Genomic DNA, 2,279 nt, shown 5'->3' on the forward strand with positions numbered 1-2,279 from the left:
GTTGCTGTCATTGGGCAGGCCCGAGGTGGTGCGAGGTTTCGCCGATGCGGTGCTCGCGCCGTTGGACCATCTCGACCCCCGAGATCGGCTGGAACTACTGCGGACGCTGGATCAGTGGTTGCGGGCCAACGGAGCTTGGGACCCCGCGGCGCATCGCCTGTCGTTGCATCGCAACACCGTGCGGAACCGGATCGATCGAATCGCCGCACTGACCGGACGGCGGCTCGACGACGGCGACGACAGGATGGAGCTGTGGCTGGCCCTCAAGGCCAGAGCCGCCCTCCCGCAATAGTTCCGCCGCAATAGTCCTGCCGCGAGGTTCCCTGCCGCGAGCGAGCGTGTTCGTACACGACACGCCGGGGTGAAACGTGCGACGGCGCACGCTCACCGGCCGGTGAGGGCCGCGAACCCGATGCCACTGGCAAGTAGGCTGCCAACCATGCGAGTGGGAGTGCTTGGCGCCAAGGGCAAGGTCGGTGCGACGATCGTCGACGCCGTCGAAGCGGCAGACGACCTGACCTTCTCGGCCGGGGTGGACGCGGGCGATCCGCTGACGCTGTTCACCGACAGCCAGACCGAGGTCGTCGTCGACTTCACCCACCCCAGCGTCGTGATGGACAACCTCGAGTTCCTGATCGGGGCGGGTATCAACGCGGTCGTTGGTACCACTGGCTTCACCGACGAGCGCCTCGAAGAGGTCAGATCCTGGCTGGCCGACAAGCCCGACGTCGCCGTGCTGATCGCCCCCAACTTCGCCATCGGCGCGGTGCTCTCGATGGAGTTCGCGAAGCAGGCAGCGCGCTTCTTCGAATCGGTGGAAGTGATAGAGCTGCACCACCCCTTCAAGGCCGATGCCCCATCCGGAACGGCGGCGCGCACGGCCCGGCTGATCGCCGAGGCGCGCAAGGGTTTGCCACCCAACCCCGATGCCACCAGCACCGGTCTCGACGGAGCGCGCGGCGCCAACGTCGACGGCATCCCCGTGCACTCCATCCGGCTGGCCGGGCTCGTCGCGCACCAGGAGATCCTGTTCGGCACGCAGGGGGAGACGCTGACGATCCGGCACGACAGCCTCGACCGCACGTCGTTCGTGCCAGGCGTGCTTCTCGGGGTTCGCAACGTCGCCGAGCATCCCGGTCTCACCATCGGCATCGAACCCCTCATGGGATTGTGAAGAAGGACGACGGGTCGCGCGCCCTGCGCATCCAGCTGCTGATCGGCTTCATGTGCGTGGCGATGGTCGTCTACTTCGTCCTGCTCGGCCGCGCCGGCGTCATCCTGATCTCCTCCGGCCGCTGGGCGGCGATCGGACTCGGGCTGGCGATCTTCGTTCTTCCGATCATCGGCCTGTGGGCCATGATCGCCACGCTGCGAGCGGGTTTCGCACATCAGCGGTTGGCCCGCCTCGCGCGCGAGGCGGGGATGGAATTGGACGTCAGCGCGTTACCGCGCAGGCCGTCGGGGCGCATCGAACGCGGCGCCGCCGACGAGCTGTTCGACACCGTCAGGACCGAGGTGGAGGAGAATCCCGAGGACTGGCGCCGCTGGTATCGGCTCGCCCGTGCCTACGACTACGCGGGCGATCGGGGCCGGGCCAGGGAGACGATGAAGAAGGCCGTTGCGATGCAGGAGGAGCGGCAGCCGTGAGCAAGACCCTGCTGATCGTCCACCACACCCCGTCCCCATACATGCAGGAGATGTTCGAAGCAGTCCTCTCCGGCGCCACCGATCCCGAGATCGAGGACGTGGAAGTCGTTCGGCGACCGGCACTTTCGGTCTCACCGACCGACATGCTGGAAGCCGACGGCTATCTCCTCGGCACGCCGGCGAACCTGGGCTACATGAGCGGCGCGCTCAAGCAGTATTCAGGCGGATACCCCGCTACTAGCTCGGGGCCGTGCTGATGTCCGAACGGCGAAGACGGCCCATCAACGCTCGGCGGGTCGCAACGATGATCTGGAAGCCGAGAATGCCGGTCGCGGTCTTCGCTGGAGTCTTGATTGTTCTCGGGATCGGCATGACCTGGTTGGCGTATGGCACGTCGAACCCCGCCGCGCACATCGGTGACACCGGTGTGGTGACGCCCCCCGGCTATTCCTTCGTGTACCGATTCGTGGGTGACGTGACGGGGGTCTCGCGATCGGATCTTCCGGACGAGTGGATCTGCGTGGGTGAAGGCCCGAGGTCACCGTGGACGACCTGTTTCGCCCCGTCCACAGGCGTGCTCGGAGGGTTGACCATCGACCAGTTGGTGGCCATCGGCACACTTGCGGTTGGCG

The 2,279-nt window shown here is 66.7% G+C and carries 4 protein-coding genes and 1 pseudogene; all 5 read left to right on the plus strand.

Annotated features, from left to right (window positions below):
* Positions 1-292 (plus strand): PucR family transcriptional regulator (locus ACRDUX_RS23145; protein ID WP_526416899.1); only part of this gene is annotated, 292 nt, incomplete at its 5' end.
* Positions 293-439: 147 nt separating this feature from the next.
* Positions 440-1,174 carry a 4-hydroxy-tetrahydrodipicolinate reductase gene (gene dapB, locus ACRDUX_RS23150; protein WP_526416901.1) on the plus strand — a complete coding sequence of 245 codons (735 nt, stop codon included), beginning with the start codon at positions 440-442 and terminating at the stop codon, positions 1,172-1,174.
* Positions 1,175-1,224: 50 nt separating this feature from the next.
* Complete coding sequence (locus tag ACRDUX_RS23155; protein WP_526416905.1) at positions 1,225-1,647, plus strand: tetratricopeptide repeat protein; 423 nt, start codon at positions 1,225-1,227, stop codon at positions 1,645-1,647.
* A gap of 41 nt (positions 1,648-1,688) precedes the next feature.
* Positions 1,689-1,859 (plus strand): annotated as a pseudogene (locus ACRDUX_RS23160) (flavodoxin family protein); the annotation flags it as partial.
* Positions 1,860-2,017: 158 nt separating this feature from the next.
* Positions 2,018-2,279, plus strand: a 262-nt coding sequence (locus ACRDUX_RS23165) for a hypothetical protein (protein WP_526416903.1), incomplete at its 3' end; no start/stop codon positions are given.

Origin of the sequence: Mycobacterium sp. (assembly GCF_050701675.1) — a bacterium.
Taxonomy (GTDB): domain Bacteria; phylum Actinomycetota; class Actinomycetes; order Mycobacteriales; family Mycobacteriaceae; genus Mycobacterium.

What these genes read in the sequence shown, in the direction of transcription:
- ACRDUX_RS23155 (WP_526416905.1), top strand. Translation starts at nt 1,225, where the DNA reads ATGTGCGTGGCGATGGTCGTCTACTTCGTCCTGCTCGGCCGCGCCGGC.
- dapB (WP_526416901.1), top strand. Translation starts at nt 440, where the DNA reads ATGCGAGTGGGAGTGCTTGGCGCCAAGGGCAAGGTCGGTGCGACGATC.